Annotated in this window: 19 protein-coding genes; 9 read left to right on the top strand and 10 right to left on the bottom strand. The window is 63.2% G+C overall.

Translation table 11 applies throughout. The features are described from left to right. Window positions 1-65: 65 nt before the first annotated feature. Window positions 66-851 (top strand): DNA-binding transcriptional regulator, encoded by a 786-nt coding sequence (locus E2583_RS06320; protein ID WP_291594078.1) that lies wholly within the window; start codon window positions 66-68, stop codon window positions 849-851. 95 nt (window positions 852-946) lie between these two features. Here the strand turns inward: E2583_RS06320 and metC are convergent, their stop codons facing one another. The 4 genes from metC to E2583_RS06300 all read right to left on the bottom strand — a co-directional run bounded on the left by metC (window position 947) and on the right by E2583_RS06300 (window position 5,493). Then, window positions 947-2,170: a cystathionine beta-lyase gene (metC, locus tag E2583_RS06315; protein WP_291594077.1), complete on the bottom strand. Its 1,224-nt coding sequence runs from the start codon at window positions 2,168-2,170 to the stop codon at window positions 947-949. Window positions 2,171-2,190: 20 nt separating this feature from the next. Continuing rightward, the gene (locus E2583_RS06310; protein WP_291594344.1) at window positions 2,191-3,144 is read right to left on the bottom strand and encodes a tripartite tricarboxylate transporter substrate binding protein; all 954 of its coding nucleotides are present in this window, start codon (window positions 3,142-3,144) and stop codon (window positions 2,191-2,193) included. A 69-nt stretch (window positions 3,145-3,213) separates the two neighbouring features. Then, window positions 3,214-4,803 (bottom strand): rhodanese-like domain-containing protein, encoded by a 1,590-nt coding sequence (locus E2583_RS06305; protein ID WP_291594076.1) that lies wholly within the window; start codon window positions 4,801-4,803, stop codon window positions 3,214-3,216. Between the two features lie 99 nt (window positions 4,804-4,902). After that, complete coding sequence (locus E2583_RS06300; protein ID WP_291594075.1) at window positions 4,903-5,493, bottom strand: cysteine dioxygenase family protein; 591 nt, start codon at window positions 5,491-5,493, stop codon at window positions 4,903-4,905. Window positions 5,494-5,588: 95 nt separating this feature from the next. On the opposite strand from E2583_RS06300, the gene E2583_RS06295 reads away from it, so the two are divergent. Further along, a complete protein-coding gene (locus E2583_RS06295; RefSeq protein ID WP_291594074.1) occupies window positions 5,589-6,449 on the top strand; it encodes a LysR substrate-binding domain-containing protein in 861 nt (286 codons plus the stop codon). A 31-nt stretch (window positions 6,450-6,480) separates the two neighbouring features. On the opposite strand, the gene E2583_RS06290 is transcribed toward E2583_RS06295, so the two are convergent. Then, entirely contained in the window at window positions 6,481-7,464 is a 984-nt protein-coding gene (locus tag E2583_RS06290) for a LysR family transcriptional regulator (protein WP_291594072.1), read from the bottom strand. Window positions 7,465-7,506: 42 nt separating this feature from the next. On the opposite strand from E2583_RS06290, the gene E2583_RS06285 reads away from it, so the two are divergent. Both E2583_RS06285 and E2583_RS06280 read left to right on the top strand, forming a co-directional pair. Beyond that, window positions 7,507-8,796 carry a Zn-dependent hydrolase gene (locus E2583_RS06285; RefSeq protein ID WP_291594070.1) on the top strand — a complete coding sequence of 430 codons (1,290 nt, stop codon included), beginning with the start codon at window positions 7,507-7,509 and terminating at the stop codon, window positions 8,794-8,796. Window positions 8,797-9,097: 301 nt separating this feature from the next. Beyond that, a complete protein-coding gene (locus tag E2583_RS06280) occupies window positions 9,098-11,473 on the top strand; it encodes a DNA polymerase II (protein ID WP_291594068.1) in 2,376 nt (791 codons plus the stop codon). Window positions 11,474-11,495: 22 nt separating this feature from the next. On the opposite strand, the gene E2583_RS06275 is transcribed toward E2583_RS06280, so the two are convergent. Together E2583_RS06275 and E2583_RS06270 are read right to left on the bottom strand one after the other, a co-directional pair. After that, window positions 11,496-13,757, bottom strand: a complete 2,262-nt coding sequence (locus E2583_RS06275; protein ID WP_291594067.1) for a xanthine dehydrogenase family protein molybdopterin-binding subunit — start codon at window positions 13,755-13,757, stop codon at window positions 11,496-11,498. A 19-nt stretch (window positions 13,758-13,776) separates the two neighbouring features. After that, window positions 13,777-14,241: a (2Fe-2S)-binding protein gene (locus tag E2583_RS06270; RefSeq protein ID WP_291594065.1), complete on the bottom strand. Its 465-nt coding sequence runs from the start codon at window positions 14,239-14,241 to the stop codon at window positions 13,777-13,779. Between the two features lie 144 nt (window positions 14,242-14,385). Between E2583_RS06270 and E2583_RS06265 the strand changes: the two genes are divergently transcribed. Next, window positions 14,386-15,315 (top strand): LysR family transcriptional regulator, encoded by a 930-nt coding sequence (locus tag E2583_RS06265; RefSeq protein ID WP_291594063.1) that lies wholly within the window; start codon window positions 14,386-14,388, stop codon window positions 15,313-15,315. A 411-nt stretch (window positions 15,316-15,726) separates the two neighbouring features. On the opposite strand, the gene E2583_RS06260 is transcribed toward E2583_RS06265, so the two are convergent. From E2583_RS06260 to E2583_RS06250, 3 genes are all read right to left on the bottom strand, one after another. After that, window positions 15,727-16,137 (bottom strand): lactoylglutathione lyase, encoded by a 411-nt coding sequence (locus E2583_RS06260; protein ID WP_291594061.1) that lies wholly within the window; start codon window positions 16,135-16,137, stop codon window positions 15,727-15,729. 690 nt (window positions 16,138-16,827) lie between these two features. After that, window positions 16,828-18,429, bottom strand: a complete 1,602-nt coding sequence (locus E2583_RS06255; RefSeq protein WP_291594060.1) for a hypothetical protein — start codon at window positions 18,427-18,429, stop codon at window positions 16,828-16,830. A gap of 1,071 nt (window positions 18,430-19,500) precedes the next feature. Beyond that, window positions 19,501-20,448 carry a tripartite tricarboxylate transporter substrate binding protein gene (locus E2583_RS06250; RefSeq protein WP_291594342.1) on the bottom strand — a complete coding sequence of 316 codons (948 nt, stop codon included), beginning with the start codon at window positions 20,446-20,448 and terminating at the stop codon, window positions 19,501-19,503. Window positions 20,449-20,678: 230 nt separating this feature from the next. Here E2583_RS06250 and E2583_RS06245 point away from each other — a divergent pair, with 230 nt between their 5' ends. From E2583_RS06245 to E2583_RS06230, 4 genes are all read left to right on the top strand, one after another. Next, window positions 20,679-22,904, top strand: coding sequence for a rhodanese-like domain-containing protein (locus E2583_RS06245; RefSeq protein ID WP_291594058.1), 2,226 nt, complete (start codon window positions 20,679-20,681; stop codon window positions 22,902-22,904). 532 nt (window positions 22,905-23,436) lie between these two features. Next, on the top strand, window positions 23,437-24,288 hold the full coding sequence (locus E2583_RS06240; protein ID WP_291594056.1) for a transporter substrate-binding domain-containing protein: 852 nt from the start codon (window positions 23,437-23,439) through the stop codon (window positions 24,286-24,288). Window positions 24,289-24,379: 91 nt separating this feature from the next. Continuing rightward, entirely contained in the window at window positions 24,380-25,285 is a 906-nt protein-coding gene (locus tag E2583_RS06235) for a transporter substrate-binding domain-containing protein (protein ID WP_291594055.1), read from the top strand. Continuing rightward, the gene (locus tag E2583_RS06230) at window positions 25,282-26,115 is read left to right on the top strand and encodes a transporter substrate-binding domain-containing protein (RefSeq protein ID WP_291594054.1); all 834 of its coding nucleotides are present in this window, start codon (window positions 25,282-25,284) and stop codon (window positions 26,113-26,115) included. Before E2583_RS06235 ends, E2583_RS06230 begins: the two co-directional genes overlap by 4 nt. The last annotated feature ends 8 nt before the right edge of the window (window positions 26,116-26,123 follow it).

The following is a 26,123-nucleotide window of genomic DNA, read 5'->3' as shown; positions in this document are numbered from 1 at the left end:
TCGTGTGGCTCTTGGCGTTCATACTGGGGCCCTCCTGAAAACTCCTGACCATCGAGCACAGACCCATGAACGACTACAAGGATGTACGCAGTTTGTCGCGAGGCCTGGCTCTGCTGCAGGCAATGAACAGAGCCCCGGGCGGCATCGCATCAACCTCAGCACTGGCACAGGCCTGCGGCATTCATCGCACCACCGTCAAGCGACTGATGGAGACCTTGCGGGCGGAGGGCTATGTGCGCAGGGGTGAGAAAGACGGACAGTACTACCTGACTTTCGCAGTCCGCAGTCTGAGCGAAGGGCTTGTCGATGATGCTTGGGTGGAACAAGTCGCATTGCCTCTGATGCGTGCGGCAGTGCCCGAACTGCTTTGGCCCTGCGACCTGGGAACCGTGGAAGGCGGCTTTATGGTCGTGCGTGAAAGCACGCACCGTTTCAGCCGTTTGTCTCAGCATCGCGGAATGATCGGAGAAAAGCTGCCGCTTTTCTTCACCGCGATGGGACGGGCCTACCTGGCCTCCTGCTCGAGCGATGAGAAGGAGGGCTTGCTTTCACTTCTCGCACAGCGGGACGATGCGACAGGAGCCATGGCAAGGGATAGGGCCGCAGTGGAGCGTCTGATTGATGAGACCCGCCAGCGCGGATATGGCATCAGCGATGGTGATTGGCACCAACAGGCGCCCTTCGGAGCCGTTGCAGTGCCGTTGAAAAGCGGACGTCGTCTCATCGGGGGCCTGAACCTGGTCTTTCCCAAGACTGCGGTTGTCAAGGAAGAACTGCTTGAGCGCTATCTTCCGCGGCTCAAGAAGCTGGCCGTGCGCATGTGCAAGGATGTGGCACCGTGGCTGGATTAGGCCTCGGACCAGATACCTGGGAACACTGCATCCGTGTATCCGCTGCAATCCGGTGTCCGCCTTGCGGGAAGTCTCTTCAAAGCGTCCTCAGAAACTCAGCAGGCACGCATGGCCAGCCCGTTCATGCCGGAGTCCTCCATCGCTCGGGCCAGATCCGAGATCAGATCCTGCGGCTCCTCCAGGCCGATATGCAGTCGCACGACCGAACCGCGCCGACTCCAGTCCGCTACGCTGCGTGCCTGTGTCATGTGTGCCGCGATTGCCAGGCTCTCATAACCGCCCCATGAAGCCCCCAGCCCGAACAGTTGCAGGTGGTCGATGAAACGGTCCACGACCTCGGCCGGAATGCATGGTGGGAGTTCGAAGGAAATCAGGCCATTCGTGCCCGAACAATCCCTGCGCCAAAGATCATGTCCCTTGTGTCCGGGAAGTGCCGGGCAGAAAACGGTTTGTACTGCCGGCTGCTCTTCCAGCCAGCGGGCCACCGTCAAGGCATGTTCTTCATGCATGCGCAGCCTCGCCGACAAGGTGCGCAAGCCGCGCAGAACCAGCCAAGCATCATCGGGGCTCACACTCATGCCGAATGCGTCGCAACGGCTCGCCAAGGGCTCCCAGGCAGCCTGCGTGGTGGCAACCGTCCCCATCATGACGTCCGAATGCCCTGACAGATACTTGGTTGCGGCCATGATGGAGACGTCTGCCCCCAGGGACAGGGGACGATACTGCACCCCGGATCCCCAGGTGTTGTCGACCGCCACCAGGGCTCCGTGCGCATGCGCCATGGCCGCAAGTGCAGGTAGGTCGCACATTTCGTACACCAGGGAGCCTGGACACTCGGCATACAGCATTCGAGTGTTAGGGCGCATTTTGGCGGCGGCGTCGCTGCCATCGGCAGCAAAAAAGCTGTATTCGATGCCGTAGGGTTGCAGGAACTGCTCGGTCAGGTGCCGCACCGGCTGATAGGCGCTGTCAGTGATAAGGACATGATCGCCCGGCTTGAGGTAGCTGAGCAAGGCCATGCTTGCCGCGGCCAGCCCCGTAGGCAGAAGTCGGGTGCGGTAGGCGCCCTCGAGTTCACTGACCGCATCTTCCAGGGCAAAGCTGGTGGGCGTACCGCGCGCACCGTAGCTGAAGATGCGCTCTTGCCCTCGCCGGGCGCGCATTTCACGTTGCTGAAGGGTGCTCTCGAATACCACCGTACTGGCCCGGACGATGGGCGGATTGACGGGCGTACCGCCCGCATAGGCAGGCGACCTGCCCATGTGCGCCAGTCGCGTGCCCAGGCCTTCACTCGAAGCTTGCCGGTTCTTGGTCGTCATGTGATGCCCTGAATTCCTCGTCAATCCAGCTTGGCGCCGGAGAGTTTGACCACATAGCTCCAGCGCTTGATGTCACTGTTGAGCTGAGCCGCAAAAGCCTCGGGACTGCTCGCCACCACTTCGCTGCCCCCCTCGGTGACCAGCTTGCTGACCTCCGGCTTTTGCAGCGTCCTGACAATTGCCTCGTTCAGATAGGCCACGCGCTCGGGTGGCGTTCCTGCTGGCGCAAAAAAGCCGTACCAGTCTTCAAAAGTGGTGTTTTTATAGCCCAGCTCCTCCAGGGTCGGCACCTTGCCGAATACACCGACCCGTCGCGGGCTGGTCACTGCCAGGGCACGAATCTGCCCCCCCTGAATCATGCCCGCGACCGAGGAGGTCGAGGTAATCAGCACATCGACCTGCAGACCCAGCAAGTCATTGATGGCCGGGCCGGCCCCTTTGTAGGGCACATGGGTCATGGCCACATGGCTTTCCTTGCCCAGGACGACGCCTACCAGATGCGACAAGGTACCGTTGCCTGGCGTGGCATAGGTGATCTTGCCGGGTTCGGCCTTGGACTTTGCCGCCAGATCGGCGAAGCTTTTCAGAGGCGACCCTGCGGCAACCACAATCACAAGCGGTGCCGCATTGACCTGTGTGACCGGGATGAAGTTCTTGAGCGGATCAAAGCCCGGCGTCCTGTAGAGCGTAGGGTTCACGGCCATCAGCGAAACCTGCCCCGTCAATAGCGTGTATCCGTCCGCCTTGGCTTCCGTCACTGCTTTTGCGCCTATGTTGCCGCCCGCACCTCCCTTGTTTTCGACGACCGCAGGCTGCCCGGTGAGCTCTGGCAGGCGGGTGGCGACCCAGCGCGTGGTTGCATCGTTGCCTCCGCCGGGTGGAAACGGCGAGACAAAGCGGATCGGCTGACTTGGAAAGCCATGGCGTTGCGCCAGGGTTTGCGCCTGCACCTGCGCAACAAGCACGGCGCCCATGAGAACAACAGCCAAAGAACGAATGGCGAACATGATTTTCTTCCGTAGGGTGTGAAGCGGTTGGTGCGATCAGGCATCACTGGAGAGCGCAGCGACAGGAGACGGCAGATGAAATGCAGCGAGTTCCTGTGCATCGAGCTGCTGAACCAGACCGGTTTCCCAGGCCAGATATCGGCGAGCGGCATCCTTGTTTCCGTCGTGGCGGTCGTGCACGAAGAACAGGTAGTCAATGCAGTCGTGATCTGCGGGAAGGTTGGCACTCGCCTCCAGCGGCAAGCCGGCTTGCTGCCACGCGGCCATTCCCCCTTGCAGCAGCGCGGCGGGCTTCGGCAGCTCCAGCGACGCCCATTGCGCCAGCGCCGGCTCATCCGCCACCAGCACGATGGCGCGCGTTTCATCACGCAAGTTCCGGGCCAGACGCGAACGAATCGACCAGAGCGCACCCGGGACATGCGAGGCGCGATATTTCATGCTTGGCCGCAGATCAACCAGCAGGACTTCGTCGCGCTCAAGGCGGGACCGTAGCTCGGCGACCGTCACCAAGGGCAGTTCCGGTGCGGCAAAACCGGAGGCACTCTCCAGTCTCAGCCCGCTATGCAGTCCATCGACCAGCACGCTGGCGTCGTGCCCCATCTGGCGCAGCCAGCTGGCGATCACTGCAGCGCGTATGCCATCGCTATCGAATAGCACCAGGCGGGCGCCGCGGACACCGATGAACTGATCACCGGCCTGGACCAGTTGCCCCCCGGGAGTGTGCTGCGCGCCCGGCAGACTTCCGGCGGCAAATTCCTCGTGCGTGCGTACATCGCAGAGGAACAGGCTCCTGTCTCCCTCCGATGCCCATCGCGCAACCGTCCGAGCGGTCACGAAAGGCACTTCAAAACGATGCGCCAGCTGTTGCGCCTGCAGTTTGAGCGTGTCACTGCCCGAGTTGTCGGCATAGCGGCTCGTGCCTCCATGCTCCAGTGGCAGATCGTTCAGATACCAGCCTTGAGTGCCATTTTCCAGGGCATAGACAGGGTTGGAGATCCCCAGATTGATCAAGGTCTGGGCACCGAGTATGGAGCGCGTGCGCCCGGCACAGTTGATGATGACAGGCGTGCTGTCATCGGGCACCAGCGAGCGGATACGGTAGGCCAGTTCGCCGTTGGGGCAGCATACGGCACCGGGTATGTTCATCTTGTGAAACTCGGACACCGGCCGCCCATCCAGAATGACGAGCGGTTCTCGCGAGGCCTGCCTGGCGGCCAGCTCCTGCGCCGTGATGCGTGGCGTTCCATAGGCGTGCTCCACCAGCTCGCCGAACGTTTTGGAGGGAAGGTTCACGCCGGCAAACAGCACGTAGCCTGCGGCCCGCCAGGCTTTCGTGCCGCCTTCCAGCACATGAATATCGGTATAGCCCAGATCCTGCAAGCGCTGCGCCGCTCGCAAGGCCACGTTCTCCGTATCGATTTCTCCGCTGTCATAGACCACCACGCGCACGGACTTGCGCGGCACCAGTCGAGGCACATCGATTTCAAGACGGCTATAGGGCAAGGGAATGCCGTAGAACAAATGCGCTTCGCCATACTGTCCATGCTCACGCACATCCAGTACCGCGATTTCCCGGCCATCGTGAAGCCAGGACTTGAGAGTTGAGGCGTCGGCAAATTGCGTCATAACAGTTGATTTCTCGAATTTCAGGCAAGGCTGCGCCCACACACTTCCACGAGTGCGTCGCAATACAAGGGGGATAAGGTCTAGCGGCTCAGCAGCGCATCAGCGACGCGTCTGAACACCGATCGACATGGTCTGGCAGGTACCTGCCTGCAAGTCGTAGCTGGTGCGGGCATTGAGTGTCTCCAGCGCCCTGCCATACATATGCAGATGACGGATGACCTGCTCGCCCCGGATTTCCACGGAGTGAATATCCTCGGGCATCAGGGCAATACCGCGGCCTGGCTGCACGACCACCAGATCGACCTCTTCCAGCGTGCCCTTGCCTTGAACCGATCCATCGTCCGTGCGTTCGTAGACACGGTTGTGCTCCGTGCCCTCCACCGCTGCAATGCAGGCCCAGGTCGTGTGGTTGTGCGGCACGATGCGCTTGCCGGGGCGCATCACGTTCAGGTAAAGCGCGTAGCTCTGATCCGCATCTTCGGCAATCAAATAGCGTGCCTGGTGTTCACCCTCTTCGGGAGCAGGAAAGTCCTCGGCCCCCCAAAGCTGCTTTTGCCCGGCCAATTCCATTAGCCGCTCAAGAACTTTCTCAAGGCTCTGACGTGACGCTGGGTCATTGCCGATTGCACTCTTCATCGCCGAAATTGCCGCCTCGACGGCACTGTTACGTTGTTCTCTCATCGTGGACAAAGCAGACTCCTTGGTTGAATGACAACCAATGTAGCGGGCGACTCTAACGCAAACAATCCCATAAACTCAACCATATACTTAAGAGAAACTTATCTATGGACACACTGGATCTGGACCAGCTGCGCACATTGGCGACCATTGCCCGCCAGCAGAGCTTCGCTGCTGCCGCCGTGCAGCTGGGATGCACGCAATCGGCAATCACCCAGCAAATGCAGCGCCTGGAAGACAAGGTAGGACACACACTATTTGAAAAGCAGGGACGCCAAAAGCGTCTGACCGCGCACGGCCAGCGCCTGCTCGGCTATGCCCAGCGCATGCTGGCCATCCACGACGAAGCGATCAGCAGCCTCAGACACCATCATCTGGAAGGTCTGGTGCGCATAGGCGCTCCGCATGACGTTGCAGACACCGTGCTTCCTCCGGTGTTGAAAGAAATTGCCCTGAAATTCCCCGGGGTGCAGATCGACATCCACATGGAACGCAGCCCTTTCCTGATGGAGTCGCTGAAGCAGGGAGAACTGGATCTGGTGATCTCCAATCGCGACGACACCACATTCGAGAGCTTCCCGCTGCGCTCCAGCCCCACGGTCTGGTTGTGCGGCGCGAACTATGTGCACGATCCCGGCAAGCCCGTGCCCCTGGTACTGGCGAGTGGGCCGAGCATTTTCCGCCGCCTGGCTTGCGATGCTCTGGATGCGGCCGAAATCGACTGGACACCCCGCCATACCTGTACCAGTCTGGTCGGCATCCGCGCGGCATTGCGCGCCGACCTGGGAGTGACTGCGCGCGGCGTAGAGCAGCTGGACCCGGGCCTTCGCGTCCTGGGCAGCGGCGATGGCATGCCGCCGCTGCCGGACCTGGTCTACAAACTGTATATCCGCAGCCATGTGGTCAATCCGATCACACGCCAGGTATTCGAGAACCTCAAGGCTCGCATGTGGCTGCCCGGCCCTTGATCCCCGCCTTGAGCCTCGCTCTGCAGCTCCGTCAAGCGACGCTGCATGGGCTCGGGCTCGTTGCGAAAGCGCTGGAGCCCTTTGCCTGCTTCGCCCACGCGGCACAGTGCTCCTGGATGCTCTGGCAAACCAACGACAGGGGACGGCTCAGGGGCTTGTCCTTGCGCAACACCATGGCCAGCGTTCGCTCCAACCTGGGCGTCAGAGGGCACGAGACCAGGTCATCCCGAGCTCCTCGGCCTTGCATGGCCATTCGCGGAACCACGGCATAGCCCAAGCCGATGGCGGCCATCTCCTTGAGCGCCTCGACACTGTCCAGCTCCATCTGGGGATGCGGGACGTCACCGGCACGGCGCAGCCAGGCATCGACCACGCCGCGCGTACTGGCTGACTTCTGCAGGGCAAGCAGAGGCAGGGTGCTCAGCTCTCGGGCAGCAACCGCATCACTCGACGTCAGCATGTCCGGGCGGGCTACGGCGACCAGTTCATCGTGCAGCACGGGCGTCGCCAGCAAGGCACGACGATTGACTGGCAGAGTCACCAGAGCCAGATCCAGACTGTTGTCCTCCACGCGCTTCAGGCACTCGTCGGTATTGCCCGTGACCACCACAATATCGATGCCTGGATGGCGGATCCGTATCTGGCGCAGCACGGCGGGCAACAGGTAGAGGCACACTGTCAGGCCCGTTCCGATACGCACCTGTCCGTTCACCTCTCGAATATGCGCACTCATCGCATGTGCCAGACCTTCCAGCGCCACGGTCACCGCTGGCAGCTGCTCAAGCAAGGTCTGCCCCGCCGCCGTCGGAACGGCACGCCGCCCCACGCGCTCTATGAGGCGTGTGCCGAGCTGGCGCTCCAGTTGTCGCACCTGCAGGCTGACCGCCGGCTGGGATAGCTGCAACAGCTCCGCTGCCTGTGAAAAGCTGCGCTCCTGCACGACCAGGCAAAAGCTTCTCAGCAAGGTCAGGCCTGGGGCATTGGCCAAAGTTTCACTAATACCTTGCATAAACATCCAAAGATTCCTTGTGGGTCAATACCCGGCGAAGATTACTCCATGCAGAATGTATCTACCTCCTCCCGCCCATCCCCGGCCCTGCTGCCGATTGACGGCGACCGCCTGTGGCGTCGACTTGAAGAGCTCGCCGGATTCACCCGCCCCGATATACCCTGGACCCGCCGTGCCTTCAGTCCCGAGTACACGGCCGCACGAACCTGGTTACGCGAAGCGTTCGAGGCCGCAGGCCTGCAGGTCCGCCTGGATGCGGCCGGCAACCTCATCGGTCGACGCCCGGGCCGCTGCGATGACCTCAAGCCCCTGGCCACGGGTTCGCACACCGACACGGTGAACGCCGGCGGACGCTTCGACGGCATTCTGGGGGTGCTGGCGGGCCTTGAAGTGGCACATGCACTTCAGGAGGCGGACATCACGCTGAAGCACCCGTTCGAGGTGATCGACTTCCTCTGCGAAGAGCCCAGTGACTACGGCATCTCCTGTGTCGGAAGTCGGGCGATGGTCGGCCAGCTTGGCGCAGACATGCTCGCCGCCAGCGACGGCCAGGGCGACACCCTGGGCCAGGCCCTGCAACGCCTGGGTGCCCGCCCGGAGGCTCTGGCCGAAGCCGACCGCCGCCAGCAAGGCTTTGCCGCCTTTGTAGAGCTGCATATCGAACAAGGGCCCATGCTGGAGCGTGAAGGCCTGGCCATCGGTGCGGTGACCGACATCGTGGGCATACGCCGCGCTCAGTGCTTCTTCGACGGCCGGCCCGATCATGCAGGGACCACGCCCATGCATGAACGCAGCGATGCTCTCGTGGCTGCGGCCATAGTGATTCGCCAGGCCCAACGCCTGGCGCTGCAGTGTAGCCGCAGCACCACTCACTACGTCGTTGCCACGGTTGGTCGCTTGAACGTCTCGCCCAACGCCAGCAACACCGTGCCTGGCCGGGTGGACCTGATGCTGGAAGTGCGCAGCAACCACGCCCCCTTGCTGCAGGAATTCTGGGACACGCTGGCGCGGCGCTGTGGCCCGGCCATCGAACGACTGCGTGTGCTATGGCGGGTGGAGCACCGCACCCATGTGGACCCCGTCCCCTGCGCACCGGAGATCACTGCGGCCGTGGAGCGATCCGCGCGTGGACTGGGCCTGGGCTGTCGGCGCATGCCGAGCGGAGCCGGCCACGATGCCATGTATCTTGCCCAAGCCGGATGCTCGGGAATGATCTTCATCCCCTGTCTTGAGGGGCGCAGTCACAGCGCTGCGGAGTGGGCGTCCCCTGGGCAGGTCCTGGCCGGCACCCAGGTGCTGGCCGCCACCCTTCTGGACCTGGACGGACAGATGGATTGACGGCGCCCCCCGAGCTCCGGGCGGAGGCCGATGTTCCGGATACCAGCTCCGGCCATGCGTGCGCGGCGGGGCCGCTTCGCAGTCGCCCCTGGAGCAATGGTCGGCTTTTCGGCACAGGACGGCTCTCTGGCTTGCACTGGCCAAGGCTGCGCTGTTGGAAGACCCGGCCCGGAATGCTGGGTATCATTTCGCCAGTGCCGCTGCATCACAGAGGGCTTGCTCGGCAAGCTCAAGCCGCCGCATCCGGCCAGGTCCTTGAGATCCGTTTCAAGACAGTCATCTTCGCTTTACTTCGCCTTTCGTGTCATCTCCAGAACGCCAGGGATTCATTCTTACCCGCAACTGGCGGGACACACCGGCGGGTGCCGAGCTTGAATACTGGCTGGCCACGGATGACGGCCCGCTGAAGGTACTTGTGACCGCTCAGACCTCCGTGGCCTTCGTCGAGACGCGGCACAGAGCCGCAGTGGATGCGCAGCTTTCAGCCACGCCTGGAGTCGCGTTGCGCGAACTCTCGCTACGAAGTTTTCAGCAAGAGCCGGTTCTGGGCATCTATGCGAAAAACTTCCGCCAACTGAGGCGGCTTGAACGCGCTCTCCAGCACAAAGGCATCCCGCTTCTGGAGGCCGACGTGCGCCCCCATGAACGCTACCTGATGGAGCGCTTCATCACTGCAGGCGTCACGGTACACGGCGGCCGCACCGAAAATGCCGCGCTGCTGGACTGCCGGCTGGTCCCGGCACCCGATTTCAGACCCGCACTCAAAGTGGTGTCGCTGGACATCGAGACGAGCCAGCACCAGGATCTGTATTCCATTGCCCTGGACGGCATGGCAGAGCGCGTGGTGTTCATGCTCGGGCAGCCCGCTTGCGGGCATGAACCGGCGACGGGCTTTGCACTCGTGTACTGCTCCAGCCGCCAGGAGATGATCTGGCATCTCAATGACTGGTTTGCGCGCAACGACCCGGATGTCATCGTTGGCTGGAATGTCATTCAGTTCGACCTGCGCGTGCTGCAAAAGACGGCGGACGACTGCGCGATGCCTTTGCTGCTGGGGCGGGAGCGAACGCCCATCGCATGGCGCGCACACCCGGGCAAGCAAGGCTATCTTTTCGCGCCCATGCCAGGCCGGGCGGTGATCGATGGCATCGAGGCGCTCAGGGCCGCCGTCTGGAGCTTTTCCTCCTTCAGCCTCGAGAATGTCTCTCAGGAACTCCTGGGCGAGGGAAAGGAGATCGGAAACGAATACGACAAGATGGCAGAGATTGAGCGACGCTTTCGGCAGGACAAGCCTGCGCTCGCCAGCTACAACCTCCGGGACTGCGAACTCGTGCTGCGCATCTTCGAAAAGGCGAAGCTGCTGCAGTTTGCCATGGAACGAGCCCATGCCACGGGACTTCAGCTCGATCACTTCGGAGGCTCCATCGCCTCGTTCAGCCACCACTATCTGCCGCGCATGCATCGCCTGGGCTATGTGGCTCCCAACGTAGGCGATATCCAGGGCAAGTCCTCACCGGGCGGCTATGTACTGGACTCCAAGCCCGGCTTCTATGACTCCGTGGTGGTGCTCGACTACAAAAGCCTCTATCCCTCCATCATTCGAACCTTTCTCGTGGATCCAGTGGGGCTTGCCGAAGGCTCTCATGCCCAAGACTCCCAGGGGCTCATCAAGGGTCCCCTGGGCACGCTGTTCTCACGCGAGAAGCATGGCCTGCCTGAAATCGTGACCCGTCTGTGGCAAGCCCGCGACGAGGCCAAACGCGTCAAGAACGAACCCTTGTCCCAGGCCCTCAAGCTGGTGATGAACTCGTTCGCGGGAGTGCTGGGAGCTTCGGAGTGCAGATTCTTCAATCCCAAGCTGATTTCGGCCATCACCTTGCGCGGCCATGAGATGGTGAAGCTCACCCGCGACCTGGTCGAGCAACGCGGCTACGAAGTCATCTACGGGGACACGGACTCCATTTTCATCTGGCTCAGGCGCCCCCATACCAACGAGGAGGCGCACGCCGTCGCGGCGGAGCTGGCCAGAGACATCAATGCCTGGTGGACGCAAACCCTGAGACAGGAGCAGGACCTGGAGAGCTTTCTCGAAATCGAGTTCGACACACACTACAAGAAGTTCTTCATGCCCACCATCCGGGGATCGGACGTCGGCAGCAAGAAACGCTACGCCGGCCTGAGCATCGACCTGGCGGGCAAGGAAACGATGATCTATCGAGGTCTGGAGATGGCACGCAGCGACTGGACGCCGCTGGCCAGACAGTTCCAGGAGGGCTTGCTCTCCCGCGTCTTCCAGGCCGCCCCTTACCGCGAGTTCGTCATCGAATACGCCCGAGCGACCCTGGAGGGCAGGAAGGATGAGCTGCTCATCTACCGCAAGCGCCTGCGACACCGACTGGATGCCTATGTGAGCAACGTGCCGCCGCAGGTGCGTGCCGCTCGCATCGCGGATGAGTACAACGACCGCCTGGGCAGGCCCCGGCAATACCAGAACGGGGGCTGGATCCAGTACCTCATGACCAGGAATGGCCCCGAGCCCCTGGAAATCCGCCGCTCGCGCATCGATTACGAACACTATCTGGCGAAACAGATCAAGCCGATCGCCGACTCGATCCTGTTCCCCCTCGGCGAGGACTTCGCCACCCTGACCTCCTCTCAGCGGGAGCTCTTCGAATGATGCAGTCCCTGGCCTGGAGTGTCTAGACTTTGGGGAAAGGAAGCTCTCGTGGGGTATGTCCGCTCAGACTGGCGACCGCATTGGCAAAGGCCGGTGCCAGCGGCGGCACACCTGGTTCACCCATGCCGGTCGGGGCGTCCGCACTGGGCACGATATGCACGGCGATCGCAGGCATGTCCGTCAAGCGGGCCACGGTGTAATCATTGAAATTGCCCTGCTCCACCTGGCCATCCTTGAAGGTGATCGCAGCACCGGGCAGGCACATGCCAAGGCCCATCAAGGCTCCACCCTGTACCTGCGCCTCCACGCTGCGAGGATTGACCGCCAGATTGCAATGCACGCCGGCGGTGACCGCGTGCAACTTGGGAACGCCCTCAGTCACGGATGCCTCCACCACATAGGCCACCACCGAGTCGAAGGACTGATGCACGGCCACCCCCCAGGCCCTGCCCTGCGCCAGCTGCCGCTTTCCATAGCCCGACTTTTCCACCGCCAGCTGCAGCGCTGCCTTGTGGCGTGGATGCCGGTCGCCAAACTGCTGGAGCCGATATGCGACAGGATCCTGCTTGACTGTCCGCGCAATCTCGTCAATCAGGGTCTCCATCACATAGGCCGTGTGGGTCGATCCCACGCTACGCCACCAGAGCACCGGTGCATTGAGTTCGGGATGATGTACCGACAGCCGCATCGGCAGCTCATACGGCTCCTTCATGCCTTCGACCGTGGTGGTATCCACGCCGTTCTGGAGCATGAAACCTTCAAACGCCGTGCCCTTGGCAAGCGACTGGCCCACGATCACATGGTCCCAGGCAACCACCCGCCCCGTCTCGTCGAAACCTATTTCGGCGCGATGCACATGCATGGGCCTGTAATAGCCCCCTTTGACATCGTCCTCACGGCTCCAGATCATGCGCACCGGGGCGTCAATGCCAGACGCCCCGGCAGCCCTGGCAATCTCGCAGGCCTCGGCCACATAGTCGCTGCGCGGGTTGGCACGGCGCCCGAAGCCACCGCCTGCCATCTGCACATGGACGCGGACATTCTGCGGTGCCACACCGAGCACGCGCGCAGCCGTTGCCACTTCCCAGCCCGGAGCCTGCGTACCCAGCCAGAGCTCGACCCTGGCGTCCTTGCCCGCTCCTGTCACACGGACCGTGCAATTCAGCGGCTCCATGGGAGTGTGGGCAAGATAGGGGAATACATACTCGGCACTGATTCTGTGCGCTGCACCGCGAAGCGCCGAGACATCGGCATCAAATTTCAGCGCACCGGGCCGCCGGGCAAGGTCGCGATACTGAGCGAGCTGCCGAGCCGAATCGACCTTGCCGACCGCGCTGCTGTCCCATTGGACTTTCAAGGCATCGCGTCCTTGCTTGGCAGGCCAATAGCCATCGGCCAGCACGGCGACCAGCTCGCCTCCCCACACACTGGGCACACGCAGTACCGCGCGCACGCCCTTGATGGCCTTGGCTGCCGCATCGTCCACTGACTGGATCCTGCTGCCATACACCGGCGGATGCGCCACCACTGCTGTCAGCATTCCAGGCAGATGCATGTCGATGCCGTAGGACTGCCTTCCGCTGGACTTGGCACGCGCATCAAGCCGGCCGGTAGCCCGGCCGATGATGCGAAAGTCCTTGGCGTCCTTGAGCACCACATGCTGCGGAACCGGCATCTTCATGGCTTCATCGGCCAGCTCGCCGTAAGCCAGCTTCTTGCCCTTCGGGCCGATCACCTGCCCAGCCTGGGTGCGCAAGGACTGCGGGTCCGCTCCCCAGCGCCTGGCCGCCGCGGCCAGCAGCATGGCGCGGGTACGCGCACCCAGCTCCCGGTACTGGGCATAGGAGTTCTTGATGGCCGTGGAGCCGCCCGTCAAGTGCATTCCCATGACCGGGTCCACATAGGCGGGATCGGCATTGCCGTGCACGCCCTGCACCTTGGACCAATCGGCGTCCAGCTCTTCGGCCAGCACCATGGGCAGGCCTGTTTGAACGCCCTGGCCGAATTCCAGACGATTGATCGTGATCGTGACCTCACCATCTCGCCCGATCTTCACGAAAGCCGAGGGCTGCTGTGTGGGTTTGAGCGCACCGGCAGCCGCCTGCTCGTCGCTCCCCGTCTGGGCTGGTGCAGCGGCGGGGAATATACCCAGCGCAAAACCCGAGGCCGTCGCCAGCTTGAGAAACTCGCGTCGCTCGAGCTTCGGTCCGGCATCCGGCGTGGCAGCGGCAAGTGTGCGCAGGCCTTGGGGCAGGTCTGCAAAAAAATGCTGAGGAACAGGCATGGGATGTACTCCTTCTTCTTCAGGCCGACAGGTCTTTGGCCGCATCGTGGATGGCTGCACGGATGCGTGCATAGGTTCCGCAGCGGCAGATATTGCCCGCCATGGCTGCATCGATATCGGCATCGCTGGGCCGGCGGTTGCCCTTGAGCAACGCGATGGCGCTCATGATCTGCCCACTCTGGCAATAGCCGCATTGCGCCACGTCGTGGCGCACCCATGCATCCTCCACAGCCTTGCCTACCTTGTCTGCAGCCTGCGCCTCGATGGTGCTGATCTTCTGCCCCTGCGCTGCCGAGATGGGCGTGATGCACGATCGTATGGCCTGTCCGTTCAGATGGACGGTGCATGCACCGCAAAGGGCCATGCCGCAACCAAACTTGGTTCCGGTCATACCCAGCGTGTCACGCAAGGTCCAGAGGATGGGCGTTGAGGGATCCACATCGGCCGATACGGGCTTGCCGTTGAGAGTGAATTTGACAGGCATGGGGGCTTTCTTCTGGACTTTTCGACACGGGAACTACCGCACCAGCATGGGGGCACGAAGCAGGAGCAGTGTGCGCCAGAGAATGCAAAAGAAAAAGCCACGCAATCTATCTATGTTATTAAGCTTTACTTAAAAATAGACCGCATGAAGCCCGAAATTCTCGCCTCTCTGGCAGCCTTTGAGCAGGTGGCCCAGCATCGCAGCCTGACCTATGCGGCCCATGCCATGGGAGTCACGCCGGCTGCGCTGTCCCAAACCATCAAGAAGCTGGAAACCCGTCTGGATGTCCGCCTGTTCGATCGAACCACGCGCAGCGTCAATCTGACGGAGGCAGGACGAAGCTATCTGGAGCGTATTTCACCGGCCCTCATCAACTTGCGCGAGGCGACCGAGGATCTTCAGCTCCAGGCCGGCGTAGAAGGGGGTAGCTTGCGCCTGACCATCTCCCACCCTGCCGGCAGGGTGCTGGTCGAACCCATGCTCGCGGAATTCTTTGCACACCATCCGCACATCCATGTCGAGCTGGTCTACGACGACGGCTTCGTGGACATCGTGCGCGAAGGTTTCGACATCGGTATCCGCAATGGCGAATCGCTGGAGGGCGATATGGTGGCGATGCCGCTCACGCAGGATCTGACCATGTGCTTCGGCGCATCCCCTGCCTACCTCCAGACACATGGCACTCCGCAGCACCCCGACGAGCTGGAGCGGCATCAGTGCATCAACTACCGCATGAGCAGCAGCGGCGCCGTCTACAAATGGGAATTCAATATCGGCGGAAAACTGAGCGAGCGCGCCGTGAACGGCCCGCTGACCGTCAACCATGGCGAGACGGGCATGCGCGCGGCCCTCGACGGCATCGGTCTGATGACCGGCTGGCGCGAATCCATGAGCGACGCCTTCGAATCCGGCCAGCTGATCGAGGTGCTGAAACCTTATCGGGCGAGCTTTCCCGGCTTTTATGCCTATTACCCGCACCGCACGCACCTGCCTCTCAAGACCCGGATATTTCTTGACTTCCTGGCCCGCCATGTACAGCGAAGCGGCTTCTCCAGTTCGGCGAAAGAGACATGACGACCCTGACCGAAGCCCGGCCGGGCCGGCCTGCTCGCGCTGTGACGCACTGCTTGTCCGAACGGCACCAGGGAGCTGCTGCAGGCAGCGGGCAATCCCTCACCAGGGACCGACTCGATTTGCCGCTTGCCCTCGCTCCACCGCTTCGAGAGCTTGAAGGTGACGTAGGCGTGCAAACGGTCTTCCGGCCAGAAAGTGCTCTCGATCAGAATTCACGCGCCGCTGCGTGATTTCTCAAGAATGGCGACACACAGGAAGAAGCACAGACGCCATATCCATGAATGACCCAAGTCCATGTCTGCCAATGCCCCATTGCGTGGATACACCGGCATCGCAGGAAGCGGCCCTCCTACGCAATCCCGGCCTCTTGCGGGCCGGAAAAAGTCCGCGTCGCCTATGGCCGGACGTGTCTCAGCCCTGAGGCATCTGGCTCATGTCCATGAACATGATCTCCCAGATGTGGCCGTCTACGTCCTCGAAGCTGCGCCCGTACATGAAGCCATGGTCTTGCGGGGGATTCACGTCCGCCTTGCCCCCGTGGGCGGAAGCAGCCTCGACCATGACGTCGACAGCCGCGCGGTCGTCGGCACTGAGGCACAGCATGACTTCGCTCGAAACGTGTGCGTCGACAATCGGCTTCTGGGTAAACGTGGCCCATTTCGCGTGCGTGAGCAGCATCACATAGATGCTGTCGGAAATGACCATGCAGGCGGCGGTGCCGTCGCTGAACTGCGGGTTGTGGACGGCGCCGATTGCGTCATAGAAGGACTTGGCTTTCGCCAGGTCGGCGACGGGCAGGTTGACGAAGATTTTCTTGGACATGTGAGACTTTCAAGGTCTGGTTGAGAAAGAATCTTCAGGCATCGGCGAGCGACGTCAACCACAGCGCCCAGGCGCTACATGCTGGATGCGGGACGGTCTTCCTGCCCCTCGCAACCACCGCGCCCCCGTCGCACAGCAGGCGGGTTGCCTGTGGAGACATCATATCCAGCGGCATTCATGGCAGATATGTGCCGAGGTGTTCAACGCCCGTGTTGCATCGACTGCGTGCGCGCTGCGGCGAGCGCGAGCGCGGGTGCCGGATGCCGGAGGACGAATGCACACCCGTACGGCCCCCGGCGGACAATCGACTCGGCGACAGGCCTGGATCAATGACGTGCCGGATACCGGGGAGCTTGATCGAGGCATGTCCCTCGGCTCGCCCGGCACGCACGTCGAGCACAGCGATGCAGTCACCAGATGACAGGCAAGCACCCCCTGCGCAGCGCCGAGTCTCGAGAATTGCACCCGGCAGGAGACAGCGAGCCCGCATCGGTCTGGCGGTTCAATCCTGGGACAATGAACCCGCGAGGCACGTCAGCAAACAGGCCAGAAGCCGCCCGGCAAGAGCCGCCCTGGCGAGGCTATGCGCCCGCTCTCCTTCGGAAGACACCGCATCGTGCGACCCTGGCTCTGTTCGAGCACCGGCCCAGGCGCCGTGAAGCAGCCAGGGCCGGATACCGAATCGTCACGTCAGGGATGGGTCACGCTGATGCCGAAGCTGTCGCGGCCATCGGGTACGCCGGAGACGGAAATGCCGATGCCCAGGGGCATGACGATCGCCGCGCGGTAGTTGACGGTGGTGATGCCATCGTTCAGCACGCTGCTGCCTGCCGGCTTGTAGCGCAGCCCGTCCCGGGGCTTGTTGATGGTGAATCCATCGACACGCCCATCGGAGCCGCGCTTGCGCGTGTAGCTGCTGGTGGCCGCGTCAACGGTCTGGATGGTCATTGTGGTGTCAGTCGGGCTGCCGCTGACTGCACCGCCAACCACCGTGAAGTCCCAGAACTTGTCCACCTGGTTCACGACAGGCAGGCTCGTGGCCGATTGCCTGGCCATGGTGCCCAGGCCGTTGGAGTCACTGTTCTTGCCGAGCACAAACACGACCAGCTTGCCTTCGCCGTTCTTGAACGGGAACAGCCGTGTTCCATAGCCATCGACCCACCATGTACTGCTTGCATCACCCGCGATGACAGTGTCTCGCCCATGGTGGCTGCCGCCATTGCCGTCCGTCCAATCTTGGTCGTTGATCCCATCAGCCCAGGGTAGGCAGGCATCAAGTGCGGCGCAGTCGGCACCGTAGGTCACTGCACCGCCGGCATTGCGGGTTTGCACCGCATAGCCCACGCCCTGGGTGGAGGAATTCACATCGTGGTTGCCGTACCAGAGGATGTTCCAGGTGCCTGCGAATTCGCTGACGGCAGTCTTCTGCGAGGGCACCAGTACAACGGGGACTTTGTTGTCCGTGGGCACGGCCACGCCGACACCAGACTTCGCGAAGTAGAAGTCCGCCACACTCGAAGTAAAGTGGCAGTTGCCGGCATCCGTGAGAGCGAAGGTTCCCGAGTTCAGGGCAATCGTCAGCTTCGCGGCATCCACGGTCACCAGCTGAGCGGCCTCGGTGATCGTCGCCAGGCTTTTGTCCAGTGCGTGGTATTGGCCACTTTTGAGACCGGTGCAGGTGCTCGCTGCAGGAGCCAGCATGGTGGTGATGGAGGCCGGGGTGGCATCGCTGCTGGCCACCGCAGTGGACAGCTCTTTCAGGCTGGTGCCTGAACTGCGCAGCACGCCAGCCAAGGCATCCAGAGCCACGTCGTAGGCATTGCCGCTACTGCTGGACGTGGCGGGCACCAGCGCCCCCACGAGCAGATCACCGACATTGGCCACGTTGACGCCCGCATTGCTCAAGATGTTCAGCACCGCTGTCTGTGCCGAGCTCACGCTGGCGGCGGTCACGCTGCTGGCAGCGGCGTTGAGATTGGCAAAAAACGACGCAGGATCGGTACCGGCAAGTTTCGCCACCAATAACTGTGTCAGCGGGGTGATGTTGGCCGTCTGGCTGGTGCTGGCCGTGGCTGAGGGGGTGGTGACCGAATACAGCACAGTGTTGCCATCGGCGCTGGTGGCCTTCAGCGCGCAAGGCAAGGTGACGTCCGTCAGGCTGGCGCTATAGCTCCCGTTGGCGGCGGTCGTGGCCGAACCGGAACCTTTCGTGCAACTGATGCTGATGGCGGCACCGCTCATGGCGGCGCCAGTGGCAGCAGTGCCCGAAAACGTGGTTGTGGTTTTGGGCACAGGCGTGTCGCTGCCGCCGCCGCCCCCGCCCCCGCAAGCACTCAAGCCTAAAAGCATTGAGGTGGACAGGGAGATGGCTAAAAGTCGAGGCTGTCTCATGAATTGGCTCTCTCGGTGGTTTGTTAGAGTGATTTTTTCTACGCGTGGAGCCGCATGTTGCGTTCATCCGGCAAACGCGCGCGACCAATAATACATAAATTGATTCAATTTGAACCATTTTGAAACATATCGATCGGACGCTGCCCATTGACTCGATTTTCATGAATGCGTCCCTCGAAACGGTTCCACGCCCTGCGAAGCGGAAACTCGCGCAACGAGGCTGGTGACGCCAGGTACCGGGACGCGCATTCAAGGCCAAACGGCGGCTCTCCACGCCAGGCTACGAGCCCCACTCATCCAGACCCCCTTCCGCAGACAACAGAACCATGCGCACGGCATCAAACCTCTGCGCAGGGGTTCATGCTGACCTCACGCTCCCGGCCAATGGCCAATGGCCGATGGCGAGCGGAAACCGCCGCCTCCTGCACCGTTGCTTCAGACCGAGAGTCTGCGGTTGCCATCACCAGGCGCACTGACCGGACGAAGTCATGTATCGCTAGGCTCTCGGGGTCGGCGCTATGTTGATGACAGTCGTGCAGGAGGACGGGTTCGACATCTCCGCGATGCCGCGCCCACGAACGACAATCCTTGCACTGCAGGAAGATTCCGCTCTTGAGAAAAGGTTGCGAGCGTCCCGGGGGATCCTGGCATGGCAAGCGGCCGCAACGGCCAACGCATCGACCAGCGTTCGGGTCGATCGTTGCACCGCGTCATGGGCGGATGGCCCAGCCTTACCGGACTCCATGGCCTGCTGCGCATTCGTGCTCCCCCGGACGGATTAGCGTCGAGGGACCGCACGTCACGATCTTTATTGCGCGTGTGACTTGCAGCCACCGATGCATGCGGTTCAACTACCTCGGGTGTTTCGGCTGTCTGAGACCTCCGCGGCCATTCCCGCATCCAACGCCTGGCGGCCTTGCAGCCACCCTGGAAGCGGTCTGGCGACCTGGAGATTGATCAGCTTGCGCATCGTCACTGCTGCATCAGCCCCGCTGCATTGATGGTCTTCGCATAGAAGGGGCGTTCAGCACGCAGGCTTTGGGCGAGATCCCTGGAAGTACCGCCCGCCACCTTGAAACCGAGCTTCTCCAACTGCGCGCGGACATCGGGAGCCTGCAATACCGCACGCATGTCGCTGTTGATTTTCTCGATGACCTGCCGAGGCGTACCTGCCGGCGCGAAGTATCCCTGCCAGCTTTCGACGGCAAATCCGGGCACGCCCGCCTCCGCCACCGTTGGCACATCGGGCAGGGCTTCCGATCGGTACGGCGTTGTCACAGCCAGAGCACGCAGCTTGCCGGCACGCACGTACTCGGTCACCGCAGCGAGCGTGATCAGGGTAGCGTCGGCATGACCGCCCAGCACATCCAGCGTCGCGGGCCCTCCGCCAGAGTATGGGATGTAGTTGACCCGCGCCCCCGTCCTTTGGGAGAGAATTTCGTGCGCCACGTGGGCAATGCCGCCGTTGCCGGGCAGTGCCACGCTGATGCTCTGGGGCTTCGCCCTGGCCTGCGCGATGTATTGGTCCAGGGTGTGCAGACCGGTGGAGGGGTTGACCACAAGCACCTGAGGGTTGACCACCGCCTTGATGATGGGCGCGAAGCTCTTTTGCGAGTCGTACGGCAGCTTGGCGAACAGAAGGCCGTTGAGCGTCATTCCTTCCCCCTGCTGCAGCAGGGTGTGGCCATCAGGCGCGGCCTTGGCGGCCTTGGCCGCACCGATGGTGCCGCTGGCACCCGGCACGTTCTCGACCACCACCGACTGGCCCCACAAGGTGCCCAGCCTGTCGGCCAATGTGCGCGTGAGTTTGTCGGCGCTGCCGCCTGGCGCGACCGGAACGATGATGCGCACCGGCTTGGTCGGCCAGGGAATCGCCGATGCATCCGGTTCGGCATATGACGCCGTAGCGGCCGCAGCCATCAGGATCAAGGGAAGCTTTGCGGCAACGCGCATCAGTGTGGTTCGGGAAACAGGCATCGAGAGCAATCGAAAAGAGCTATGACTGCTCGCCAATCTAGGCATTGCACCCCTGCGAGGGAACGAAGTTCTGCGCATATCGATCAGCGGAATTCTTCGTTGCAGGCACGCAGCCCCGAGCCTACCGTGGCGTACCTGTTCCAGAACGCCTTCGCCCAGGCCCACCCGATACCATGCCCCAGCCTCCTCTCTCCCCCGATTCCGACGACACCCGAAGCCACCGCGCCGCAGCAGTGGCTCACTTCATCGACATCGCCCGACAACTCGTGCCCGACCCTCAGAACGCGACACGCGAGCAATTGCAGGCCGTAGCCCGGCACCTGGAGGCACTGGGCCGGCAAACCGCGCTTTTCCCGCCAGGAGACTTCCCGGTGACGGACGCAGAACCCGCTGTGGTGTACCGCCTGAGCGAGGACGCCGACGGGCACTACGCACTGTATGCATCCGCCGGACTGCCGGGAAAGGCTGTGCCGCCGCACGATCACACGACCTGGGCCATCATCGCCGGCGTGCATGGCGTAGAGCGCAACGTGTTCTACCGCCGCGACAAGACCTCCGATCCGACTCGTGACACACTTGTCTCCGAACACACGGTGGATGTGATTCGCGACAGCTCGGTGATCCTGAGCCCCAGCGACGTGCACACCATCGAGCTCGTCGGCGAGCAGGCAAGCCTGCACCTGCATTTCTATGGCCGCAGCTTGGACCACATGCCCGGGCGCGTGGTGTTCGAGGGCCGCAGCGGTGGCAGCTTCCGCACCTTCGCCCCGCCGGGCGGCATTCGCCATGCCGTCATCACGCCGCACTCTCTGAAGGCGGCGCTTGCCGACGGCGCCGAGATCGCCCTGCTGGACGTCCGGGATGCCGGCGTCTTTGCCCGCCGCCACATTCTGTTTGCCGCCAGCGCGCCACTGTGGCGATTGCCACTCGAAGTCGATCGACTTGTGCCACGTCGCAGTACACGCATCGTGGTGACGGACAGCGACGAAACCCTGGCGCACACCGCTGCACACCAGCTCATCCGCCTTGGCTGGACCAACGTGTCGGTGCTGGCCGGCGGCGTGGACGGCTGGGCCGCCTCGGGATACGAGATCTTCCGCGGCACCAACGTTCCCAGCAAGGCCTTCGGTGAAGTGATCGAGCACGAGAAGCACACGCCATGGATCACCTCCGGGGAGCTCGAAGAGCGTGTCCAACGCGGCGACAATCTCGTCGTGGTGGACAGCCGCACCCCCGAGGAGTTCGCAGACTTCAGCCTCCCGTTCGCAGTCAGCCTGCCCGGAGCGGAACTGGTTTACCGCATTGGCGAGATCGCCCCCGACCCGGACACCTTCATCGTCGTCAACTGCGCCGGCCGCACACGCAGCATCGTTGGCGCGCAGACACTGATCGACGCGGGCATCCCCAACCGGGTGGCCTCGCTGCGCAACGGCACCATGGATTGGCTGCTGACGGGCCGCGAGCTGGCCCATGGCCGCCGCACGCCGCTGCCCGAACCAGCCCCCGACACCCTGGCTGGCGCACGCGAACGGGCCGAAAGCGTGGCCCGACGCGCCGGCGTACAACGAATCAGTGCGGCCACGCTGGAACGCTGGCTGGACGAGGCCCGGGAACGCACGGTCTACCGCTTCGACGTTCGCACCCAGGCAGAGTACGAGGCTGGCCACCTTGATGGCTGGCGCTGGGCCCCTGGCGGGCAGCTGGTGCAGGCGACCGATGAGTACGCTGCCACGCGCGGCGCGCGCATCGTGCTGGCAGACTGGGACGGAGTGCGTGCACTGACCACCGCGGCCTGGCTGGCACAACTTGGCTGGGAAGTAGCCGTGTATACGCCGCAAGGCCATGGACCCGGTGCCTTCCGAGTCACCGGCCCCGAGCCGGTGCGCGTGCTGACCCCCGACCCGCCGGCGCCGCACGTCGCACCGCCGCAGGCCGCTGCGTTGGCCGATGCAGGCCGAGCAGCGATCTTCGATGTGGAAAGCCGCGCTGCCTACGAAAAACGCCATGTCGCCGGGGCACGCTTCGCCGCCCCCGGCAGGCTGGCCGAATTTATCGCAGCGCTGCCACAAGAACAGGTCGTGCTGCTGACATCGTCGGATGGCGTGCTGGCGCAAAGCGTGGCATCTGGCATCGCGCACGCGACACGCAACAGCCAGGTCCCGCAGCGCGACATCCGAGCCATCAGCGGCGGCACCCGCGCCTGGCTCGCTGCAGGTCTGCCCACAGACCAGGGCGGCGAAAGCGTACTCACCGGTGACGACGACCATGCCTACAGCCCCTATCTGCACCGCGATCCGGCACTGCGCAACGCCGGCTTCACCGACTACCTGGACTGGGAGCTGGGCCTGGTGGCGCAACTGGAACGCGAGGGGCACACAGGCATCCAGCTGGTCAACTGAACGACAGCGGCCCCCGGCCGCCTCACGGCCTCTTGGGCGCGCGGGCCGCGCCCCTCAGGTCGGAGCCGAGAGCGTTTCATCGACGGCTATCGCAGGCGACTCCCGGTCTGCACCCCAGGTCAATGAGGCCCTGACAGGTATGGCTCCGTCAGCCCATCTCTTGATCCACTTCCACGATCTCCGCGCAGACAGCGGTCCAATGACTGAACGGCTCTGATGGAATGGCCCTGCCGCCTTTGCGCAAGGGCGGCCATTTCGGAGAAAGCCTTCCGCCAGCAACCTGCGCGAAGCCCTGCCAAGCGACATCGCCTGGACCTCTCCTGCGGCACAGGGATGGACAGACGCCGGGCTTCGGGCGACGGGCAACACGCCGCTGCGGGCGGGGGACACCGACCCGATCGGGCAAGCTGCGCCCGGCGAGCCACGCGTGCTCCCTCTGTCGGCAGAAAATGCATAAGCAAGCGCGGAAAACTTCGTTGCCCCAGCCCGGACGACATCGCAAGATGGGCACTTGTTTTCCATTTGGCTCCCCATGTACTCCACCCGCCCCCCTGAGACTTCCCGCTTCCTCCCCGCCACCGCAGCACTCATCGTCGCGCTTGCCTGCAATGCAGCATACGCTGACGCCACACTGGACAAGATCAAGCAGCGCGGCAAGGTCAGCATCGGAGTGCTGGTCAATGGCGGCCCCTTCGGCTCCATCGACCCCTCCTCCCAGCAGCTCATTGGCTGGAATCCCGAGCTGGCACGCGCCGTGGCAAAGGGCCTGGGCGTGGAAGCCGACCTGGTCCAGGTGCAAACGGCCACGCGCGTGCAGTTTCTGCAGGCCGGCAAGGTCGACCTGCTGATCGCGTCGATGGAACTCAACCCCGACCGCGCCGAAGTGCTGGGCTATGCGCCCACGCCTTTCTACCGCGTGGGCGGCGCAGCGGCCGTGCGCAAGGACAGCGGGATCCACAAATGGGAAGACCTGCGCGGCAAAACCGTTTGCGTATCCCAGGGCAGCAGCTATTCAAAGCCTTTGTCCCAGGACTACGGTGCCCAGGTCCAGGGATATAAAAGCTCTTCTGACTCACTGCTGGCGCTCAAAGGGGGCAACTGCGTGGCCGCCGTGCACGACAGCACTCTCATCCACCCCCTGCTGCGCAGCAACCCCGAGTGGGCCCAGTACACGGCCCCGATCGCCAGCGAAGTGCTGCCTGCCCTGTCGGTGGTATGGACACGCAAGGGTGAGGCAGACACCATCGCCGCCGTCGACAAGGTGGTGCAGGACTGGCACCGTACAGGCTGGCTGATCGCCACCGAGAAACGCGTGGGCATTTCGCCCGCCAACCCGCTGCTGCCGGAACTGCAGGCCAAGTTCAAGACCGCCGCCGCTCGCTGACCCCACGGCTGCGGCCACTTTTCTACTGCCCCCTTCCTTTCTTCCGTATGTCGGAGGAAGGGTGGCCTGTTGCCTTCTTTCAGGATTTCCCATGTTTCTTCGACGCCCCCTTGCACTGACCTGCCTCAGCGCCCTGCTTGCACTGGCCTCCCCCGCCCATGCCGACGCCACCCTCGACAGGATCCAGCAACGGGGCAAGCTGTCCGTGGGGATCGACGGTGCGAGCCCGCCATTCGGCAAGCTCGACCCGGCCACAGGCAAGACGGGCGGCTACCAGACCGAACTGGCGGCCGACATCGCAAAACGCCTGGGCGTGACGCTCGAAACCGTGCCTGTGACCGCGTCGACGCGCGTGCAGTTCCTGCAATCGGGCAAGGTCGATCTCCTGATCGCGAACATCCAGTGGACCCAGGAGCGCAGCGAAATCCTGTCGTTCGCGCCCACGCCCTACGACCTGATCGGTGGAGCCGCCCTGGTGGCCAAGGCCAGCGGCATCACGAAGTGGGAAGACCTGCGCGGCAAAGTGGCCTGCGTCTCCCAGGGCAGCAACTTCGCCAGGCCCTTGGCCGAATCATACGGTGCCGTGGTGAAAGGCCTGCGCGGCATCCCAGAATCCTTGCTGGCCCTGAAAGGCGGCACCTGCGCAGCTTCGGTCCATATCCAGCCCGCCCTGCATGAAACCCTGAACGGCCCCCATGGAGGCGAATGGAAGGACTTTGCGCTGGTGGGCTCGCGCGACCAACTCATCCCTTCGCCCACCGTGATCTGGACCCGCAAGGGCGAAGCAGACACCCAGTCGACGGTCGACAAGGCCGTCCGGGAGTGGCACCGCTCGGGATTCCTGCTGCAGGTCGCACGCAAGAACGGCGTGCCCGACACCTGGATCGCCGAACGCCATCAGCGCGCGCTCAAGGGCCAGTTCGATCGTGCACCCTACGACTTCGCCGTCCATGCCGAGGCTCAGGCGGCCACCAGGAAGGAAGGAGCCAAGCCATGATCCGTCAACGCTTCCTGCACCTCAGCCTGGTTGCGGCCGCCGCCCTCTGCACGCTGGCCATCGCGCTGCCCGTCCAGGCCGATGCCACACTGGACAAGGTCAAGCAACGCGGCAAGCTGGTGGTGGGCGTGATGCTCTCGGGTCCCCCCTTCGGCAGCATCGATCCCTCCACACAGAAACACGTGGGCTACAACGTGGAACTGGCGGAAGGCGTGGCCAAGGGCCTTGGCGTGGCCGTGGAGACTGTTCAGGTCCAGCCGTCCAACCGCGTGCAGTTCCTGCAGCAGGGCAAGGTCGACATCCTCATCGCCAACATGCAATGGACCCAGGAGCGAAGCGAGATCCTGAGTTTTGTACCCACACCTTTCGAAGAGGTGGGCGGCGCGGCCATTGCCAAGAAAGGCAGCGGCATCGCCCAATGGGAGGACCTGCGCGGCAAGCCCGTGTGCCTGTCCCAGGGTAGCAACTTCACCAGGCCCCTGACCGAAAAGCATGGCGCCCAGATCAAGGCCTTCCGAGGCCAGCCCGAATCCCTGCTGGCCCTCAGGGGCGGCAACTGCGTGGCAGCCGTGCATGTAAGTCCCACGCTGCGCGAGCTGGTTTCCGGCAACCCCGACTGGAAGGACTACGCCATCGTATCGCCCAGCGACCTCATCCCTTCGCCCTCCGTGATCTGGCTGCGCAAGGGTGAGACCGACACCCTGGCCGCCATTGACAAGGTGGTGCAGGAATGGCACGGCACCGGCTGGCTGATCACCGTGGAGCAACGCCACGGCATGACCCCCACGCGACTTCTGCACCAGCTGCAGGCCAAGTACCGCAAACCCTGAGAGTGGCC

It is taken from the genome of Comamonas sp. (genome assembly GCF_009360615.1).
In the GTDB taxonomy this organism is placed as follows: Bacteria; Pseudomonadota; Gammaproteobacteria; order Burkholderiales; family Burkholderiaceae_C; genus Comamonas.
The sequence above is the reverse complement of the archived record's forward strand: the minus strand, read 5'-3'. Positions and strand labels throughout refer to the sequence as shown.

Bases quoted from the DNA above. Each gene is read 5' to 3' on its own strand.
- E2583_RS06320 (WP_291594078.1), top strand. From the start codon at position 66: ATGAACGACTACAAGGATGTACGCAGTTTGTCGCGAGGCCTGGCTCTG.
- metC (WP_291594077.1), bottom strand. From the start codon at position 2,170: ATGACGACCAAGAACCGGCAAGCTTCGAGTGAAGGCCTGGGCACGCGA.
- E2583_RS06310 (WP_291594344.1), bottom strand. From the start codon at position 3,144: ATGGGCGCCGTGCTTGTTGCGCAGGTGCAGGCGCAAACCCTGGCGCAA.
- E2583_RS06305 (WP_291594076.1), bottom strand. From the start codon at position 4,803: ATGACGCAATTTGCCGACGCCTCAACTCTCAAGTCCTGGCTTCACGAT.
- E2583_RS06295 (WP_291594074.1), top strand. From the start codon at position 5,589: ATGGACACACTGGATCTGGACCAGCTGCGCACATTGGCGACCATTGCC.
- E2583_RS06290 (WP_291594072.1), bottom strand. From the start codon at position 7,464: ATGTTTATGCAAGGTATTAGTGAAACTTTGGCCAATGCCCCAGGCCTG.
- E2583_RS06285 (WP_291594070.1), top strand. From the start codon at position 7,507: ATGCAGAATGTATCTACCTCCTCCCGCCCATCCCCGGCCCTGCTGCCG.
- E2583_RS06275 (WP_291594067.1), bottom strand. From the start codon at position 13,757: ATGCCTGTTCCTCAGCATTTTTTTGCAGACCTGCCCCAAGGCCTGCGC.
- E2583_RS06270 (WP_291594065.1), bottom strand. From the start codon at position 14,241: ATGCCTGTCAAATTCACTCTCAACGGCAAGCCCGTATCGGCCGATGTG.
- E2583_RS06265 (WP_291594063.1), top strand. From the start codon at position 14,386: ATGAAGCCCGAAATTCTCGCCTCTCTGGCAGCCTTTGAGCAGGTGGCC.
- E2583_RS06260 (WP_291594061.1), bottom strand. From the start codon at position 16,137: ATGTCCAAGAAAATCTTCGTCAACCTGCCCGTCGCCGACCTGGCGAAA.
- E2583_RS06250 (WP_291594342.1), bottom strand. From the start codon at position 20,448: ATGGCTGCGGCCGCTACGGCGTCATATGCCGAACCGGATGCATCGGCG.
- E2583_RS06245 (WP_291594058.1), top strand. From the start codon at position 20,679: ATGCCCCAGCCTCCTCTCTCCCCCGATTCCGACGACACCCGAAGCCAC.
- E2583_RS06240 (WP_291594056.1), top strand. From the start codon at position 23,437: ATGTACTCCACCCGCCCCCCTGAGACTTCCCGCTTCCTCCCCGCCACC.
- E2583_RS06235 (WP_291594055.1), top strand. From the start codon at position 24,380: ATGTTTCTTCGACGCCCCCTTGCACTGACCTGCCTCAGCGCCCTGCTT.
- E2583_RS06230 (WP_291594054.1), top strand. From the start codon at position 25,282: ATGATCCGTCAACGCTTCCTGCACCTCAGCCTGGTTGCGGCCGCCGCC.